We start from the raw sequence: 18175 nt of genomic DNA on the forward strand, positions 1-18175 counted from the left end.
AGCTGTTACAAAAGCCTTTATTACATAGATTCATGTAATGAAGCTTTTATAACAGCCTGTCAATTAAAAACAGAAGCCTGTTTACTTATCTCATATCGTTTATTTCACTTCCCAAACTTCCCCTTGCATCAAGAAATCTTTCAGTTTGCGGGTAGGGTTCTTCGCCTGCACTTCTTCGATCTGCTGATGAACGGCTTCATCGTATACCGGAGCGTCCACATCACGGATCACACCCAGGGCAATCGGCATATCGTCCGACATCATCGCCAACATCAGGTGAAGCGTATTGTCTTTTTCGTGAGCGTCATGAACCAGGATATCATCCATCGTATAACCGTCCTCACCGATCGTAACTGCTTTCAGCTTCAGTCCGTCCAACACAAGACCTTTGTTGCCTTCCTTACCGAAGATCATCTTTTCGCCGTGGCGCAGGAAGATCGTACGGTCAGCACGGTATTCCTTATCGACAATGCTTTTGTGGATACCGTCGTTGAAGATCACACAGTTTACCAGCACCTCCGTAACGGAAGCCCCTTTATGACGGGCAGAAGCAGCCAGTACTTCCGTCGTATTCTTCAAGTCTACATCGATCACACGAGCAAAGAAGTTCCCGCGTGCTCCCAAAGCCAGTTCAGCCGGAATAAACGGGTCTTCCACCGTTCCGTAAGGAGAACTCTTGGAAACGAATCCACGGTCGGAAGTCGGTGAATACTGTCCCTTGGTCAAACCATAAATCTTATTATTGAACAGGACAATGTTCAGGTCGACATTACGGCGTACGGCATGGATAAAATGGTTACCGCCAATAGCCAGACAGTCGCCATCACCCGTGATCAGCCAGACACTCAAGTCGGGACGAGCAGTTTTCACACCTGTTGCAATCGCAGCACCACGTCCGTGGATGGTATGGAAACCGTATGTATTCATATAATAAGGTAAACGGGAAGAACACCCGATACCCGAGATAACGGCCATATTATGAGGAGCTACTCCTACTTCCGCCATTGCTTTGTGCAAACAGTTCAATACGGCATGGTCTCCACAACCCGGACACCAGCGAACATACTGGTCGCTCTTATAATCTTTCGGTTCGAATTTTATATCTGTCATTTCTTACGCCTCCAATATTTTAGTAAATTCCTCAACTAATCTCGCAACAACGAAAGGCTGGCCTTTCACGCGATTGAATCTGTACGGATTGAATCCGGGAACTTTGCCACGCAGATAGTTGGCAAACTGTCCGTTATTCTGTTCGGCAACAACCACTTTCTTATATTTGGAAAGTATCTCTGCCGTATTCTTCGGAAGCGGGCTGATGAACTTGAAGTGAGCCAAAGCCACTTTTTTACCTTGTTCCTGCATCGTTTCCATTGCTTCATACAGATGACCGTATGTTCCGCCCCAGCCTACCAGCAACAGGTCGGCATCGGGATCACCGATCACTTCCTGTTCAGGGATAAAGTCGGCAATCTTGTCGATCTTTGCCTGACGGGTAGTAACCATCTTCTGGTGGTTGACCGGATCGGTAGAGATAGCACTCGTTTCGTAGTCTTTTTCCAGACCTCCCAAACGATGTGCGAAACCTTCCATTCCCGGAATAGCCCAACAACGGACATGGCTTTCCTTATCACGACGATAGGCTTTCCACGGTTTTTCGTCGTGGTAGTTGGAAACATAATTCGGTTGGATTGCCGGATAGTTGTCCAGATCAGGCAATTTCCAGGCAGAAGAGCCGTTTGCGATAAAGGCATCTGTCAGAAGGATTACCGGAGTCATATGTTCTACAGCCAGTTTACCAGCCCAGTAAGCAGCATCGAAACAGTCTGTCGGAGTAGATGCGGCAACTACGACAGCCGGACTTTCACCGTTACGCCCATACAAAGCCTGCATCAAGTCAGTCTGTTCACTCTTGGTCGGCATACCGGTTGAAGGACCGCCACGCTGCACGTCGATGACAACCAACGGCAACTCAGCTATTACAGCCAGACCGATCGCTTCACTCTTCAGTGCCAGTCCCGGACCGGAAGTAGAGGTAGCAGCCAGGCAACCAGCGAAGCTACCGCCGATAGCCGTACAGATACCGGCTATTTCATCTTCTGCCTGTACCGTGATCACACCCAGATCTTTCCGTTTAGACAATTCATGCAAAATATCAGTAGCCGGAGTAATCGGATAACTACCCAGGAAGAGCTGTAAGCCTGCCTTTTCCGCTGCAGCGATCAACCCGTAGGAAGTAGCCTTGTTTCCGTTTACGTCTGTATAGAATCCCGGTTCGGCTTTCTTGCTTTCGATACGATAAGTAGAAACCGACGCATGGATATTATGACCGTAGTTATAACCGTCTGTCAACGCCTTGATGTTGGCCTGTGCGATCACCGGCTTTTTGGCGAACTTATTCTGAAGCATATGCATGGCTTCTTCCAAAGGACGGTCGAACAACCAGCAAACAAGTCCCAGGGCAAACATATTCTTTGAGCGGAGAGCCGATTTGTTATCCAGCCCGAACTCAGCCAACCCGTCTTTTACCATGGTAGAGATCGGGGCAGCAACAACCTGCACACTGTTCAGACCCAGTTCTTTGAACGGATCGTCAGTTGTAAACAAAGCCTTGTCCAAATCACTCTTCTTGAATGAATCGGTATCTATGATAACTATTGCATTGGGTTTGATATTCTTCACGTTCACCTTTAAAGCGGCTGGGTTCATAGCAACCAGGACATCCGCCTTATCGCCGGGAGTAAAGATTTTACGTGATCCCAAATGCACCTGAAATCCTGATACACCACTCAGTGTTCCCTGAGGAGCACGTACTTCCGCCGGATAATCGGGAAATGTAGATATCTCATTTCCGAAGATAGCCGACAGATTAGAAAAGATTGTTCCGGTTAACTGCATACCATCTCCGGAATCTCCCGAAAAACGGATGACAACCTTTTCCAACGTTGTTACTTTTGTTTGTTCTGCCATAATTATTTATATTAGCTTAATCGCTTGTTTGTAGTTAGATTTCCGCAAAGTAAAGAATAAACTTTACCAGTTCAAAACTTTTGCTCCTTAAAAAGCAGATAGATATAGATCCAGATTATTCGATGATAAATTAAAATGATTAGACACATAACTGTTTACAGGTTTCCCACAATACATGTAAACTCCTGAACGAAAGCCATCATCGGTCTTTATCATATTCTGGACTGTTCCGGCATCTCCCAAAGAGAGGAAGACCGGGACGAATATATTACTAAAAGCCATCGAAGTGGTTCGTGCCACCCGGTTACTTATATTAGGTATACAATAATGCAATACACCGTATTGTTCGAACACGCTCGGATCGGAGTTTGCCAGGCAGCAAGTCGTTTCAAAACAACCGCCTTGGCTGATACGCAGGTCGATCACCAACGATCCTCGCTTCATGGTCCGCACCAGTTCCTCTGCAATCACATACCGGTAACGCGTATTGATATAACGCATTGCCCCGATCACGACATCAGCGGTACGGAAAGCATTATGCAATACGTTCGGGTGAAAATTGGAAGTAAACAATCCCTGTCCCAAAACTTGCTGGATGGTACGCAGTTTATTGATATCGTCGTCGAACACCTTGACTGAAGCACCCAATGCCAAAGCAGCACGGGCGGCAACCGTTCCGGCATTTCCGGCTCCCACGATCACGATTTCGGTAGGCGATACACCGGGGATGCCTCCCAACAGGATTCCTTTCCCTCCCTGGGTATTACTCAGCAATTCGGAAGCAATGGTGATGGAAGCAGTCCCTTCTATCTCTGAAATAACATTCAGGACAGGACACCTGCGCTGATCGTCCGACATCAGTTCATAGGCAATGGCTGTAATTCGTTTCGCCATCATCAGCTCAAACGCCTCCTGCGAGAAAAGATTCAGCTGCACCATGGAAAAAACGGTCGAACGGGGCTTCATCAGCAAGATTTCCTGCGGTAACGGAGGAAGTATCTTCAGGATGATATCCGCCTGGAAGACTTCAGCCGGAGTAGTTACGATCTCGGCACCGGCCTCAGAGTAATGATTGTCAGAGTAATTGATCCCCAGACCGGCACCCGACTCCACCAATACGTGATGCCCGCGGTCGGTCAGCATGTCAACAGCCTCGGGAGTAAGCGCCAGACGCTTTTCCCCTTCTTTCCGCTCACAAGGGACACCAATCAGTAAACGATTTCCTATCTTGTTCAATTCCTTCAACAACTCCTGGGTGATATATGCACCCTGGGGTTGTCTGCCTCCTGTTGCTTCCATAATACGATTTTACGGTCGGCAAGTATGACAACTGCCTTACATTATATATTATACTATTTCTTTCAATGCTTCCGAAATTTTGTGCACATCTGTTTCCGTCAACATCACTTCGGCATCAAATACGATGGATGCTTGCATATAATGAGGAGTTCTTTTCTTCAGGTTTTCTGCAATAAAAGCAACCAGTTCGTCGCCGGAGCGTCCTTTCAGCACAGGACGGGTCGATTTGCAAACTTCAAGACGTTTAGCCAGTTCTTCCACCGAAACTTTCAGATAGACCGTAGTCCCCATTTCGTTCATAAACTCCATATTGTCAAAAAAGCAGGGAGCGCCGCCACCTGTAGAGATCAGCACGTTTTCAAACATAGCCACTTCATGCAGCATCCGCCGTTCAATATCGCGGAATGCATCTTCCCCTTTTTCAGCAAATATCTGTCCGACCGTTTTATGATAACGGCCTTCGATGTAACAGTCCAGGTCAATAAAATAAAGGTCCATCAGCTTGGCGAGGTCTTTACCGACTGTCGTCTTTCCGGCTCCCATATAACCTATCAGAAAAATACGCTTCATTTCGTATATGATTGTTTACCGCAAATGTAAAGTTTTTTTTCTTCATTACTTTTCTTTCAATAGAAAAGTAACAAAATATTACCTTTGCATCTCATATCCGAAGAATACAGAAAATGGCGAAGAATAAACAGTACGTAGTATGGAAAGGGCTGAACCCAGGTGTTTACGACAACTGGGCGGAGTGTAAAATGCAGGTAGAAGGACAGGAAGGAGCGAAATACAAATCGTTCGAGACCCGCGAAGAAGCTTTCGAGGCCTTTGAAAAAGGATATACGCATTACCTGAAAACGGCTTCATCGTCGAAAGCCGCCGCCAGTCTGGCTCCCAAAGCGCCTGTCGGCAAGCCGATCAACGAAAGCCTGGCTGTCGATGCTGCCTGCAGCGGTAATCCGGGGGATATGGAATACCGGGGTGTTTACACGGCTACCGGACAGGAGATATTCCATATCGGTCCTCTGAAAAAAGGTACCAATAATGTAGGTGAGTTCCTGGCACTCGTGCACGGTCTGGCCTTGCTGAAACAGAAAGAGAGCAGCCTGCCTATCTATTCGGACAGTCGCAATGCGATTAGTTGGGTAAAAAAGAAGAAATGTAAAACGCTGCTGGAGCGGGAACCGGTCAATGAACCGATCTTCGATCTGATCGAACGTGCTGAAAAATGGCTGAACAACAATACATATACCACTACGATCCTGAAGTGGGAAACATCCGAATGGGGAGAGATTCCTGCCGATTTCGGGAGGAAATAAATTTTAGAAACAACGGATATAGGCTAATGAAAAACTATCGTACAGATAGTTCTGTATGCCATGCTTATAACCGAAAGAGATAATATTCTTCTTAATTTCATAATTCAGCTTTGTACGAAGTACCATCGGCTTATCTCCTTCTCCCCTGTACCCCTTTATACCGGTATAGTCACAGTTCAGGGTGAAACCGCGAAAAGTCGCCTGTGCCCCGATAGCATATGTTAAAGCATCATTCTGGCGATGTATCAGGTCATTTGTCATCCAGCAGTAAAAACCAGCCATTCCCTGTACACGAATTGAAGCTGCCGTTTCCGGATCCTGCCATAACGTACGTCCGATATTACAATCGAACCAATAAGCCGCCGCATCCGTATAGCGGGCATCACATAGGCGACCGCCACTGGCTGTTTTCAAGCTCGCATTTGCTACGATATCCACCCATTTCTCACTGGTCAGCACCTGATAATGACAACTTAGGATAAAATCGCCATGACAGGGAATAGGAGACTTGACTTCGACCGCATTACGTTCGTCGCGCACCTCGGGAGATGTCTCATACCACTCCTGGATCACCCCGTAAAGCGATATGCCGGCACGTCCTTTGGCTATAGGAATATACAAACGTGCAAAAACATCCTTCGTCTTGTCCCCCGTCATTTTATGGTATTCACCTCTTAACTCCACTTCCCACCGTGAAGACAACTTTCCTCCCATCAACTCAGGAAGAGGAAACGCATTCGGTCCGAAATACCGGGGAGTATATTTTAGAAAAGGCATCTTATCCCGCCAATCGTCGGCATTAGCCGGCAACACGGTAAAAAGACTGCAACAAAAGACAAGGAGTAAAAAAAGCGTATTCGTTTTCATTCTATACGTATGTGAATTTATATTTACAGACGATCGTCCACCCAAGCCGGATTCAAACAACCTTTTACATCATATACGACATGGTTTTCTTTGACAAGAGACGGAATATCGAGCTCCCCAAAGACTGCATGAGCGACTGCCAGCACAATAGCATCGTATTTCTTTCCGGAAGACAAAGAATCAGACAGCTCAAGCCCGTATTCATTCCGAACTTCTTCCGTACGTGCCCAGGGATCGTAGACAGAGACATTCATGCCATAGTCTTTCAACACACGGACAACATCTCCCACTTTCGTGTTACGGACATCCGGACAGTTCTCCTTAAAGGTAAAACCGAGAACCAGGACTTCCGCTTTCTTAACCGGGACGTCCTTTTTGATCATACATTTCACTACCCGGTTAGCAATATATTCACCCATCGTGTCATTGATACGACGGCCATACAAAATCAAACCCGGATGATATCCATAATCCTGCGCCTTACGAATCAGATAATAAGGATCGACACCAATACAATGTCCTCCGACCAACCCCGGTTTAAACGGAAGGAAATTCCATTTTGTCTCAGCAGCAGCCAGCACTTCATTCGTATCTATGTCCAGCAAATGAAATATTTTAGACAGTTCGTTCACAAAAGCGATATTTATATCCCTCTGCGTATTTTCAATGACTTTGGAAGCCTCTGCCACACGGATACTTGAAACCGGAAATGTTCCGGCAACGATCACAGAACGGTATAGCGCATCTACCTTCGCTGCTGTTTCAGGGGTAGAACCCGAAGTTACTTTCATGATTTTCTCGACCGTATGCTCCTTATCTCCCGGATTGATGCGTTCGGGAGAATAGCCGGCAAAGAAATCTTCATTATATTTCAGTCCGGATGTTTTTGCCAGAATCGGCACACATTCCTCTTCCGTAATACCCGGACAAACCGTTGATTCATAGATAACAATATCACCTTTCTTCAACACCTTGCCAACCGTTTCACTGGCACGGTACAAAGGGGTCAGATCCGGACTATGATGCGTATCGACCGGCGTAGGAACAGCCACTATATAATAATTACAGGAAGCCAGATCTTCCGGATCAGAAGTAAAATAAAGTCCTGTTTCCCCTTCTTCCGGCAAATGGTCTGATAAAACCGATTTCAACGACTCTTCCGACACCTCCTTTGTGGTATCTTCCCCTAAACTCAACGCTGAAACCCGTTCTTGTTTCACATCGAAGCCAACAACCGAATATTTAGTAGCAAACAAACGCGCTAATGGCAAACCTACATACCCGAGACCGATAATTGCTATTCTCATTTTGTCCATTATATATGAAACTTTCATATCAAAATTGCACAAAGATAATTAAAACAAAGAAAAACTATATCTTTGTCCTCAATAACAAGTTATTTAACAAGAACAAAAGTGGATTTAGTAAAAGTTGTCATACCCATTTATAAGAATACGTTTTCCAAAATGGAAATGCGTTCATTAACGCAGGCATACGAAGTTTTGCATTCTTATCCATTAGTTGTAATCAAACCTTTATCCCTGGACCTGTCTGAATTACAAGTTGAATTTCCGAAATTGATAGTCACTTCATTCGATGATAACTATTTCAAAGGAATCAGCGGTTACAACCATTTGATGCTCACATCCGAGTTTTATGAACGTTTTCTTGACAGCCAATACATACTGATTTATCAATTAGATGCGTTTGTCTTCCGCGACGAGCTGGCGGATTGGTGTAATAAAGGATATGATTATATCGGTGCTCCCTGGCTTCAAAAACCGGTCTACCGATTGCCGGTTATTTCATCCATTATGTCTTTAATACATCAGTACCAAAAATCAACAGGCAAACCATCCAAACAAGATTTATACAATAAAATAGGTAATGGTGGCCTATCTTTACGTAAAGTAGATAGCCATTACCGAGTTACTAAAAAACAAGCGGACCTAATAGGATTTTACCTATCGAAGGAACGATATCATCTTTATAATGAAGATGTATTCTGGGCAACTGAAGCAGACGGCTTTATTTATCCGGAAGTAAAAGAAGCCCTTCGCTTTGCTTTCGATAAATATCCGGGATATTGCTACAAATTAAATAACCATCAACTCCCCTTCGGATGTCATTCATGGTACAAAAGAAAAATGAAGAAGTTTTGGAAACCGATTATACAGTTTTGATCAAATATGAAAATCTCCGTTGTCATAAATACTTATAATGCAGAAAAGTATCTCGAAAGAGTATTAGAAGCTGTAAAAGGATTCGACGAAATACTTATCTGTGATATGTATAGTACAGATAATACTATTCCAATTGCACAAAAATATAATTGCACAATCATCTATCACGAGAATACCGGATATGTTGAGCCTGCACGTAATTACGCCATACAATCTGCCAAATATCCTTGGGTATTGGTCATTGATGCAGACGAAATAGTTCCTCCCGCATTAAAAGATTTCTTATACAAACGGATTCAAGAAGAAAACTGTCCTTCCGGTATTCGCATCCCTATGAAAAATTATTTCATGGGACGCTTTATGCATTGTGTTTATCCAAGTTACTTGCTGCGTTTTGTAAAAAAGGAAAATACTTATTGGCCTTCTTCTATACATTCTCAGCCACAAATTAAAGGGAAAATAGAAGTCATCCCTTCAAATAGAAAAGACCTGGCTTTTATACACCTGGCAAATGATTCTGTTTCAACAAATATACGAAAAACCAACCAATATACTGACAATGAATTGGATAAGCGCAAAAACAATAAATATCCTTTTTGGTCATTAATCGGAGAAACGACTTTTCGCTTTTTCAAACTTTATATATTAAAAGGTGGTTTTCGAGATGGCAAAGCAGGATTAACTTATTGCGGATTAAATGCATTTTATAAATTTGCAACTATTGCCAAAATATGGGAATCCAGAATTTCTGAAAACGAGATAGACCCGGAATTAAAATAAAATAGAAAATGGATACAATTACTTTCGAAACCAAATGTTATGAGAATGACTGGGAGTTCCTTTTACAAACTCCCTATTTGGATCAAATGATACAAAGATGTAATACGACATTTCAACATAAACAATTAATTATTAATAATGTCAACGACCTTCCTTTAGTATGCAAATTCGCAGATGAGAAAATAAGAAAAGGAGTTATCGACGCCTACTATGTTGCTGAAAATTACGCCCAGGAAGCTCTTGATTTCTTTCAGATAGACAAAAAATCATTTGGGAAAGGATATTACTATTCGATAGCTGAACTTGTTGGGATTTATCTAAGTAAAACAACTTATCATCTGCATTTTTCGAGTGACGCAAGAATGGAGAAAGCACCTTCTACTGATTGGATTTCAGAAGCAATCAAACTAATGAATGAACATACGGACTTTGCCGTTGCCAATCCTGTGTGGAACCATAAATATAAAGAAGCTGCACACGAATCCATTGATGAAACAGAAAACTTTTACATTGGATATGGTTTTTCAGACCAATGCTACCTAGTTAAAAACGACATATTCAAACAACCCATTTATAATGAATACAATGAAGAGTCCAGCAGATATCCTGTATATGGTGGAGAATTATTTGAAAAAAGAGTCGATAGCTTTATGAGAAATCATGAAATGAAACGCCTTACCCACAAACAAGTCAGTTATATTCATCAAAACTTTCCCAAAACCCCCATACTGAAGAAGATCAAAAAGATAAGTCTCAATTCATAAACTTATCTTTATAAAAACGAATCCTTTCCCAAGCATGTTCCATATTATAGCCCGCTTCTTTGGCATAAGCCAAAGCTACTCTCTTATATCCATTATCATCAAACCAAAGCCGATTCAAACTTTTATATCCTTCTTCTTCTGAAATAACACCAAATTTCATCCGGTTTATATCTACTAATGAAAAATATATTTCACCATTACGATAAGCGAACAATATATTCCCTGGAGAATAGTCTTTATGCAACACTCCTTTCTTATGCATATCAGCTGTAAACTTACCGAATGCATCCAATACCCCAACAGGTTCACCATTCCCGAAACCCGAACAAAAACAACGGATTTCTTTCATCCCTTTTTCTTCTAAAGTAATATAATAGGAATAAGACAATCCCCAGTAATATTCTTCTATATAAGCAACCGGATATGGCGTATTTATTCCAAACTCTACCAGCCTCAATCCATTTAGGTAAGAACGTGTTGCCTTAGACGAACGAAAGGAAACATAAATAAATCGGTTTATCCAATTCGGTCTTTTAAATCTTTTAACAATAAAGGAAATACCTTTTATCTGAAAACGTTTTAAAACATTTCTTCCTTGAAAAATTATTTCGCCTTCCTGTTCAAAAACTTCAGGCAATGTAGCGATAAATGTTTGAAACTCTTTATATAAAGGATTTATTACGATTTTCATATTATTTCTTTTATCTTTCCTACTATCCTCTCCGGTGTTATCTGCATCATACAGGCCCAATCGCCCCGAAAACAGGGTTTCTGTCCGAATACGGAACAAGGACGGCACGGCAGATCCAGCTGAACAGCATTCTTCGGATCCTGGTGATAACCATAGAATCCCGCATACGGATGAGTCGCTCCCCAAATAGAGACCACTTTCGTTCCGACCAAAGAGGCAAAATGCATATTGGCGGAATCCATGCAGAGCAATACATCCAGCCGGCTGATCAAAGCCAGTTCGTTATCCAGTGAATAGCGTCCGACAAGACTTTTCACACGCGGATACTGGAATGCCCATTGTTCCAGGACAGCTTCCTCGTAACCACGTCCTCCCAACAGAAAGATCGTGTAATCTTCATTTTCGGAGAGACGGGCAACCACCTGCTCCATATCATCTATCGGATATATTTTTCCCCGGTGCTTGGCAAAAGGAGCAATCCCGATCCATTTGCCGTTTTTCGTACCGGCCACCGCTTCCATAGCCGAGAGGTCAGCGGGATGCGATTCATAAAGGGAAGTAAACGTTTCCGTATAGTTCAATCCGGCAGCCCGAAACACATCGGCATAACGTTCAATTACCGGACGCAAAGGTTTCAGTTTCTTATGATTGCGATCTGTCAAGTTTTTCCGTTCCTTCCTAGCCTTGTCTACGACATAGACCTTTTTCCCTTTTATCCGGAATAAGCTACGGATGATGATCGTACGGATCACATTATGCAGATCCAATACCATATCATACTCAAACTTAACTAAAGCAGAAGCAAACCGGAGCAGTCCAGGTAAGGTCTTTTCCGCAGCCTTTGTATTGATACCTATCACGTCTACATTCGCCGGTCGGTTCATGAAGACGGGTATCAGGAAAGCCTGCGTAAGAACAGTAAACGTATCCTGCGGATTCGCTTTGGCGGCAGAGTAAATCACCGGAACCGTCATAGCGACATCGCCTATAGCTGAAAGTCGTATAACAAGTATTTTTGCCATTATTTTTTACCGTATAATACAGGATTCAAGGCCGGATCATTATACATTTTCATCTGTTTGTACACTTTCATGTACTTGCGTCCTTCCTTGATATCGGTCAGTAATTGATCCAAAGCTGTTGAAAGGTCGTTTTTTTGTTCCAGCAATACTTTCAGTTTTTCTTCACATTTGGCTTTATGCTCAGCAGTCGCATCGGGGCGATTCACCTCTTCGGCCATATGGTAGATCTTGAGTGTCAGGATAGACAGACGGTCTACCGCCCATGCCGGACTCTCCGTATTGATCGTTGCGTCCGGCAATACCTTTACTTCTTTGTATTTATCCAGAAAGAAACTATCGATCAGTTCCACCAGATCAGTACGGTCCTGATTGGATTTGTCTATACGCCGCTTGATCGCAATTGCTTCGACCGGGTCGATCGCCGGATTACGGATGATATCTTCCAGATGCCATTGCACTGCATCAATCCAGTTCTTCAAATAAAGATAAAACTCGATACTTTTCACCTCATACGGATTATGCATAGTTGCATCCACATCATCAGAAACATGATACGCTTTCGTAGCCTGTTCAAATATCCGGTAACACTGTTCGCTGAAATTCATAAATAATCGTTTTGCTTTCTGTAAATACTGTTGACAAAGGTAGAAAATCTTTTTATATGGGCAATGTTATCAATCGCATAGAAAGCATTACCTTTGTCCGTGTATACAGTAACATACGGGCAAAATGAAAATAGTAGCAGATAATACGGTTCCCTACCTGAAAGGTATAGCCGAACCGATTGCAGATATAAAATACCTCAACTCAAACGAGTTTTCTCCTTCAACCATTCATGATGCCGACGCCCTGATTGTACGAAGCATCGACAAATGTACCCGCGAATTATTGGAAGGAAGCCGTGTCAAGCTGATCACGACAGCAACTATCGGCTTTGACCACATCGATATAAAGTATTGTGATGAAGCGGGCATCACCTGGAAAAATGCTCCGGGATGCAATGCCGTTTCAGTCGCTCAATACGTTTTATCTTCACTGATCGTCATCGGACTTCGCAGGAACGAACCGTTACAGGGGAAAACAATCGGGATAATCGGCGTAGGGCATGTAGGGAAAGAACTGGAGAAGCTTTGCACAGCCTACGGCATGCGCATTTTACGCAATGACCCGCCGCGGGCTGAAGCAGAGGGCGAGACCGGATTTGTTTCGCTGAAGACGATCGCCGAAGAAGCTGATATTATCTCCTTCCATACGCCGCTGACAAAGGAAGGGCCTTATGCAACCCGTCACCTGGCAGACGAAGATTTTTTCAACAAAACATGTAAAAAGCCCTGGATTGTAAATGCTTCAAGAGGAGCTGTACACGATACGATGGCATTGATAGAAGCCCTGAAATCAGGAAAAATCAGCGAAGCAGTGATCGACTGCTGGGAAAACGAACCGGCGATCGACCGCGAATTGTTAAGTTTGGCAGCCATAGCCACTCCTCATATTGCCGGATTCTCTGCCGATGGCAAAGCCAACGGGACCCGCACCTGCCTGGAAAATATCGAACGCTTTTTCGGTCTACACATAGAAAAGCTGAATGAAGTCGTACCTCCCGATCCGGTCGATCCGGTAATCGATTTGGCCGAAGTAACGGAACATCGTATCGAACAGGCAATCTTCCGGAGCTTCGATCCGCTTGTTGTCGACAAGGCTTTACGGGATACGCCCGAAAGGTTCGAATGGTTTCGTGCAAACTACAGTCATCCGCGGGAGTTTGCCGCCTATAAGGTCAAGAATACGACAGATAAGGAAAGAATGCTTCTGAACAAGCTAGGGTTCCGATAATAAAGGAAAAAGCAAATGAACACATTTCTTTTTATACACGGATTCAATGAAATTTGTCAGCGACATTCTTGCCTGTCGACAACTGTCGGCAAGCCTGTTGACAATTATGAACAAGCTTGCCGATAATTGTCGACAGGCTTGTTCATAATTATCGACAAGCAAAAACATTGGCAACCAAACAGGCAGACATAACGGCGAAAATATTGTATATACGCTACTTATTTACAAAATGACAAGAAGTTATCCTAACAACTCACTGCAATGGCAAAAGATAAATTAGTATCACCCGGTTTTTGTTATATATTGGCAGCAAACTTCCTGCTGTTTTTTGCCTTCTACCTCATTTTGCCCATCCTACCGTTCTACCTGCAGGAGCGGTTCATGGCAGACAAGTCGATGATCGGAATTATCCTGTCCTGCTACACGATAGCGGCTCTTTGTATCCGTCCGTTTTCGGGATATCTGCTGGATACGTTTGCGCGCCGTCCGCTGTATTTGCTGGCTTACGTCCTGTTCATGATCATTTTTGCCGGATATATGGTTGCCAGCCTGTTGAGTATATTCATCGTGCTGCGTATCCTGCATGGGTTCGCTTTCGGGATGGTGACGGTTTCGGGTAATACGATCGTGATCGATATTCTGCCCTCTTCCAGGCGCGGTGAAGGGATCGGCTATTATGGACTGGCGAACAACCTGGCGATGAGTTTCGGTCCGATGATCGGGCTGTTCATGCATACCAGCTTCAGCTACGAAGTGATCTTCGGTTGTTCACTGGTCTCTTGTTTCCTGGGATTTATCATGGCATACTTGGTCAAAACGCCCTACAAGCAACCGGTAAAGAAAGAACCGATCTCGCTCGACCGCTTCTTCCTGATGAAAGGAGGTTGGGCAGGCATCTCTCTGCTGATGCTATCCATTCCTTACGGAATGACGACCACCTATGTCGCCATGTATGCGGATGAGATAGGGATTTCCGTTAATTCGGGGCTTTACTTTACCTTTATGGCAATAGGTCTCGCCATATCACGGTTGTTCTCCGGACGGCAGGTCGACAAAGGGCGTATCACGTTGGTTATCACTTTGGGTATGTATCTGGCCTGTGCCAGTTTCTTTGCCCTGGCATCATTGGAAACACTGATGAAATGGAATCCGGTATTCACCTCTTATTTATACATTGTCATTGCCCTGTCGCAAGGAGTGGCTTTCGGTACGATGTTTCCGGCATTCAATACCCTGTTCGTAAATCTGGCACCCAACAGTCAGCGCGGAACAGCAACCTCGACCTATCTGACCAGCTGGGATGTTGGTATCGGCATCGGTTTGATGATCGGCGGAAGCATTGCACAGGAGTTCGGCGGGTTCAATTATGCCTATCTGTTCGGGGCCTGCCTGACGGTATTGTCGACCTTCTTTTTCATTCTCAAAGCAGGCCCCCATTTCAACAGAAACAAATTGCGGTAGATGAACGATCCGTTCACCTCCGCTATTTGCCGGTTCAAAGCTGAATCGGATAAGTTCCGTATTCCTTCACGGTCTCAATCAAACATTTGACATTCTCATACGGGATCAGATCGTGTATGCTATGATCCGTCGCAATAATATAACCTCCGTCGGCTCCGGCTTCCTTTATACATTCCAAAACTTCTTTCCTTACATCTTCAGGGTCTGCAGATGCCATTGTTATTTTATTATTGATATTACCGACAGGAGTCAGCTTTCCCTTATATTTTTCCTTCACCTTTTTCAGGTCCATACCGGCGGCACGTTCTACAGGATGCAGTCCGTCTATTCCACAATCGACCAGATCGTCCAATACGTCCCATATTCTTCCGTCATTATGCATGATCACCGGAACGCCCGTCTCCTTTATGCCTTCTACCAACCGTCTGAAATACGGGACAAAAAATGTACGGAAATCATCCGGAGAGATTAATAACGAATTCGTACCTCCCCAGTCGTCCGAAATCTGTACACAATCGACACCGCCATCCGCTATCGCCAGGCGAATAACGTCCAACGTCCATTTCAGCACGGCTTCATTCATTTCATGGATCATTTCCGGATCTGTATACATCGTGATCGACAAAGTTTCAAAATCCATGATATACCACGATAACATCGTGAACGGACCGAGGGCACCCAGGACTATAGCCAGATCACCGGAATTGGCCCCTTTTGTATCTTTAAAAATCCGGAGCCTGTATGGCGTATCCACCGGCGGAAAATTATACTTTTCCCAATCTTCCCGGCTTTTTACAGGCGTATCGATCTGGGCTATGATCGGCCAGCCGTTTTTACGATACGTAACTCCCCATTCATCTTTATAAATCTCATCCTTTTCATGAGGTGTTTCTTCAATGCCACAGAAACCGTTAATGGGAGTCCATATGGCATCTATACCCAGTTTCGCAGCCAGTTCGGCCTGCGCCTTTCCTTCATAAAGGATTGTGTTATATCCTAAAACTTCCTTTAAAAGCTTTTGGCTGAAAAGATGTTCCGTAATAGGTATTCTATCAGGAACGCCGCCATTCAAAGCGGTCAGAAAACGTTCTCTTGGTGTCATATCAATTGGCTGCTAACCGGTTTAAAATTTCAACTAACTTTTGAGGTTCTTCCGTATAATAATCCACGCCTATCTTTTGGGCGAAATCACCGTTCACGGGTGCACCTCCTACAAATGTTTTTACCTTTGGAAATTCTGCCTTAATAGCCTCATTGATCGGCCCCATATTGACCATCGTTGTCGTCAGCAAGGCAGACATACCGACAAAAGCATCCGGATTTTTCCGGACAGCTTCCACAAAAGTCTCTTTCGAAACGTCCACTCCCAGATCGATAACCTCATAACCGTTTCCTTCGACCATCATACAGACCAGGTTTTTGCCGATATCATGCAAATCCCCTTGTACCGTACCAACGATAAACTTCCCTTTCCGCTTAACAGAACCGTCTGCAAAGTATTTTTTCAAATGGTTCATACCGCTGCTCATCGCTTTGGCACTCATCAGTACCTGCGGTACAAATACCTTGTTTTCCTTAAACTTAACGCCTGTGCGATTCATTCCGGCAATCAGTCCTTCGGTCAGCACCTCATTCGGTGAATATCCTTCTGCCAGAGCGGCAGCTGTCAACTCGTCGGCACCGTCCTCTCCTTTCATCGTCGGCGGATAAGGAGTGGCGGCATTGATCTTGCCGACTTCTACACAATACGCTATTTTTTCAAAAATAGTTTCCATAATGTATCAATTTAGTATGTTTATTTTTCTCTTCTTCTGATCTCTTTTACAGCATCTACCATTGCATAGAAGCCCTCCACCTGCATATAGTCAGGAATAGAATTACCTGAACCCAAACCATATCCATTCGCTTTTTCCCGAAAGCGGGTGCCTTCTTCCAGGACTTTATTATACACCTGGTCATACGGATTCAGTATCAGATAATTCATATCGAAACCACCAAACAAACCTATCTTGTCGGCATAATTATCAATCCATACATCAAAAAGACATATCTGATCTTCATTGGAATGCTTTGCATCGATCCCCATTTTCAGAATATCAGGCATAATCGACATGATATTACCACAGGAATGCAGAAGGAATTTCTTATTCTTCCTGTGAACGATATCTATTACTTTCTGCTGTTGCGGAAGAATAAAGTGACGAATCGTATCCGGTTCAAGCATAGTAGAGGTGCGATGTCCCAGATCATCTCCCATCCGGTAAAAAACAAACAGGTCGTCAAACTCGTCGACCATTCTGCTCCAGAGAGTTTCATACAACTCGCCTATCTTTTGGAACAAATCGGCAAATAATTCAGGATCGAGATACTGCATCGTACAAAGGCTCTCATATCCTACCAGATCCTGTGCTGTCTCAAAAATACCATAACCGCAACCGCCGTACGCTTTCATTCCAGCCGGCATCATCCGCCGGATAGACTGCAGGCGAGGCTCATAGGTTTCCCAAAAAATACGCGGTATATCTTCAAAAGGGTATTTGTTAAAGTCATCACGGGTTTGAATGGGACCTAACTTTCCTCCCAATATAGCACCGTGTTCGGGAAGTATCTCACAAATAGCCGCTTCATAACTGAAAGCATCGTATGTGTTTTTCTTCCAAAAAGAGATATATTTCCCAAAGTAACAGTCCAGGTCGGACTGACTTTTACAAGCAGCCAGCGAAAGCTCCTCTCCCGTACATTTGGAAATGAAAGGCGCATCTATATTATGCTCGTACAAGGGCAAATAATCTGGCCGTTGATTATACAGGACTTTCAATATATTCCTGTAATCCGGTTCAAATGTGTCCATATGAATATTCTTTAATTTTAAAGCCAACAATATAAAACAGCCATTAACTGGTCTGTCTAATCTTCAAATCACCCTACTTTACCGGTCAAGTAGAAAGATATAAGATCACTGATTTTATTATTTGCCAAAGGACGAGAA

Annotated in this window: 18 protein-coding genes; 6 read left to right on the plus strand and 12 right to left on the minus strand. The window is 43.8% G+C overall.

The features are described from left to right. Positions 1–99: 99 nt before the first annotated feature. From DXD68_RS12350 to DXD68_RS12365, 4 genes are all read right to left on the minus strand, one after another. The gene (locus DXD68_RS12350; RefSeq protein WP_122361792.1) at positions 100–1110 is read right to left on the minus strand and encodes a 2-oxoacid:ferredoxin oxidoreductase subunit beta; all 1011 of its coding nucleotides are present in this window, start codon (positions 1108–1110) and stop codon (positions 100–102) included. Positions 1111–1113: 3 nt separating this feature from the next. Beyond that, positions 1114–2967: a 2-oxoacid:acceptor oxidoreductase subunit alpha gene (locus tag DXD68_RS12355; protein WP_122361794.1), complete on the minus strand. Its 1854-nt coding sequence runs from the start codon at positions 2965–2967 to the stop codon at positions 1114–1116. Positions 2968–3054: 87 nt separating this feature from the next. Continuing rightward, complete coding sequence (locus DXD68_RS12360; protein WP_122361796.1) at positions 3055–4266, minus strand: alanine dehydrogenase; 1212 nt, start codon at positions 4264–4266, stop codon at positions 3055–3057. 48 nt (positions 4267–4314) lie between these two features. Further along, positions 4315–4836, minus strand: a complete 522-nt coding sequence (locus DXD68_RS12365; protein WP_122361798.1) for a shikimate kinase — start codon at positions 4834–4836, stop codon at positions 4315–4317. Between the two features lie 113 nt (positions 4837–4949). Between DXD68_RS12365 and DXD68_RS12370 the strand changes: the two genes are divergently transcribed. Continuing rightward, positions 4950–5585 (plus strand): viroplasmin family protein, encoded by a 636-nt coding sequence (locus tag DXD68_RS12370; RefSeq protein ID WP_122361800.1) that lies wholly within the window; start codon positions 4950–4952, stop codon positions 5583–5585. A 3-nt stretch (positions 5586–5588) separates the two neighbouring features. On the opposite strand, the gene DXD68_RS12375 is transcribed toward DXD68_RS12370, so the two are convergent. Continuing rightward, a complete protein-coding gene (locus tag DXD68_RS12375) occupies positions 5589–6452 on the minus strand; it encodes a hypothetical protein (protein ID WP_122361802.1) in 864 nt (287 codons plus the stop codon). Between the two features lie 23 nt (positions 6453–6475). Next, positions 6476–7768: a nucleotide sugar dehydrogenase gene (locus DXD68_RS12380; protein ID WP_122362068.1), complete on the minus strand. Its 1293-nt coding sequence runs from the start codon at positions 7766–7768 to the stop codon at positions 6476–6478. A gap of 99 nt (positions 7769–7867) precedes the next feature. On the opposite strand from DXD68_RS12380, the gene DXD68_RS12385 reads away from it, so the two are divergent. From DXD68_RS12385 to DXD68_RS12395, 3 genes are read left to right on the plus strand one after another with little or no spacing between them, the layout of a single operon-like run. Beyond that, complete coding sequence (locus tag DXD68_RS12385) at positions 7868–8635, plus strand: DUF5672 family protein (RefSeq protein ID WP_122361803.1); 768 nt, start codon at positions 7868–7870, stop codon at positions 8633–8635. Between the two features lie 6 nt (positions 8636–8641). Then, a complete protein-coding gene (locus DXD68_RS12390; protein ID WP_122361805.1) occupies positions 8642–9415 on the plus strand; it encodes a glycosyltransferase family 2 protein in 774 nt (257 codons plus the stop codon). Between the two features lie 8 nt (positions 9416–9423). After that, the gene (locus DXD68_RS12395; RefSeq protein ID WP_122361807.1) at positions 9424–10179 is read left to right on the plus strand and encodes a hypothetical protein; all 756 of its coding nucleotides are present in this window, start codon (positions 9424–9426) and stop codon (positions 10177–10179) included. Here the strand turns inward: DXD68_RS12395 and DXD68_RS12400 are convergent. Genes DXD68_RS12400 through DXD68_RS12410 form a run of 3 tightly spaced genes read right to left on the minus strand, consistent with a single transcriptional unit; the run spans position 10169 to position 12497 of the window. Continuing rightward, the gene (locus DXD68_RS12400) at positions 10169–10870 is read right to left on the minus strand and encodes a lipopolysaccharide kinase InaA family protein (protein WP_122361809.1); all 702 of its coding nucleotides are present in this window, start codon (positions 10868–10870) and stop codon (positions 10169–10171) included. The two genes, DXD68_RS12395 and DXD68_RS12400, sit on opposite strands and share 11 nt — an antisense overlap. After that, entirely contained in the window at positions 10867–11892 is a 1026-nt protein-coding gene (locus DXD68_RS12405; RefSeq protein ID WP_122361811.1) for a glycosyltransferase family 9 protein, read from the minus strand. The genes DXD68_RS12400 and DXD68_RS12405 overlap by 4 nt, the downstream gene beginning before the upstream one ends. After that, positions 11892–12497, minus strand: a complete 606-nt coding sequence (locus DXD68_RS12410; protein ID WP_122361813.1) for a DUF4254 domain-containing protein — start codon at positions 12495–12497, stop codon at positions 11892–11894. The genes DXD68_RS12405 and DXD68_RS12410 overlap by 1 nt, the downstream gene beginning before the upstream one ends. A gap of 124 nt (positions 12498–12621) precedes the next feature. Here DXD68_RS12410 and pdxB point away from each other — a divergent pair, with 124 nt between their 5' ends. Both pdxB and DXD68_RS12420 read left to right on the plus strand, forming a co-directional pair. After that, complete coding sequence (gene pdxB, locus DXD68_RS12415; protein ID WP_122361815.1) at positions 12622–13725, plus strand: 4-phosphoerythronate dehydrogenase PdxB; 1104 nt, start codon at positions 12622–12624, stop codon at positions 13723–13725. Between the two features lie 261 nt (positions 13726–13986). Continuing rightward, positions 13987–15186: an MFS transporter gene (locus DXD68_RS12420; RefSeq protein ID WP_122361817.1), complete on the plus strand. Its 1200-nt coding sequence runs from the start codon at positions 13987–13989 to the stop codon at positions 15184–15186. A gap of 34 nt (positions 15187–15220) precedes the next feature. On the opposite strand, the gene DXD68_RS12425 is transcribed toward DXD68_RS12420, so the two are convergent. The 3 genes from DXD68_RS12425 to DXD68_RS12435 are packed head-to-tail and all read right to left on the minus strand — an operon-like array spanning position 15221 to position 18037. Beyond that, the gene (locus DXD68_RS12425; protein WP_122361819.1) at positions 15221–16288 is read right to left on the minus strand and encodes a uroporphyrinogen decarboxylase family protein; all 1068 of its coding nucleotides are present in this window, start codon (positions 16286–16288) and stop codon (positions 15221–15223) included. A 1-nt stretch (position 16289) separates the two neighbouring features. Next, positions 16290–16961 carry a corrinoid protein gene (locus DXD68_RS12430; protein ID WP_122361821.1) on the minus strand — a complete coding sequence of 224 codons (672 nt, stop codon included), beginning with the start codon at positions 16959–16961 and terminating at the stop codon, positions 16290–16292. Positions 16962–16981: 20 nt separating this feature from the next. After that, positions 16982–18037, minus strand: coding sequence for a uroporphyrinogen decarboxylase family protein (locus DXD68_RS12435; RefSeq protein ID WP_122361822.1), 1056 nt, complete (start codon positions 18035–18037; stop codon positions 16982–16984). Between the last annotated feature and the right edge of the window lie 138 nt (positions 18038–18175).

Source organism: Parabacteroides sp. TM07-1AC (assembly GCF_003480915.1).
Taxonomy (GTDB): domain Bacteria; phylum Bacteroidota; class Bacteroidia; order Bacteroidales; family Tannerellaceae; genus Parabacteroides; species Parabacteroides chongii.